1 protein-coding gene and 1 pseudogene are annotated in these 451 nt (G+C 67.0%); both read left to right on the top strand.

The genetic code is table 11. The features are described 5' to 3' along the window. Window positions 1–219: pseudogene (locus BGN97_RS03815) on the top strand (aldehyde dehydrogenase); the annotation flags it as partial. 152 nt (window positions 220–371) lie between these two features. Beyond that, window positions 372–451 (top strand): ClpX C4-type zinc finger protein (locus BGN97_RS03810; RefSeq protein ID WP_292698188.1); only part of this gene is annotated, 80 nt, incomplete at its 3' end.

Here is a 451-nt window from a genome sequence, read left to right as displayed (position 1 = left end):
GGATCGCCGGCGGAGATCACGCCGTGGCTCGCCTCGCACGCCGACGTCAACGCCATCGATCTGGCGGGCGCGGGAGACCTGGACTGGGTCGACCTCGAGATCGCTGCCGCCGACACGCTCAAGCGCGTGCTGCGCCCCGGCGTGGTCGAGCAGAGCCTGGACCGCATCACGGCGTTCACCGAGACCAAGACGGTGTGGCACACGAAGAGCATGGTCTGATATCCGATCGGATGCTCGAGGGCCCGGTTCCGCTCACGGCGGACCGGGCCCTTCGCATGCGTGGCAATGCGCCCCGGTGTCGGCGCGGGCGGTTAGGCTCGATTGACGGGATCAGAGCCCCCGCCTGATCCACAGCTTCGAGGAGGACGCGCATGGCACGCATCGGTGAGAGCGCCGACCTGTTCAAATGCTCATTCTGCGGAAAGAGCCAGAAGCAGGTGCAGCAGCTGAT

It is taken from the genome of Microbacterium sp. 69-10 (assembly GCF_001897945.1).
Classification (GTDB): Bacteria; Actinomycetota; Actinomycetes; order Actinomycetales; family Microbacteriaceae; genus Microbacterium.
The sequence above is the reverse complement of the archived record's forward strand: the minus strand, read 5'-3'. Positions and strand labels throughout refer to the sequence as shown.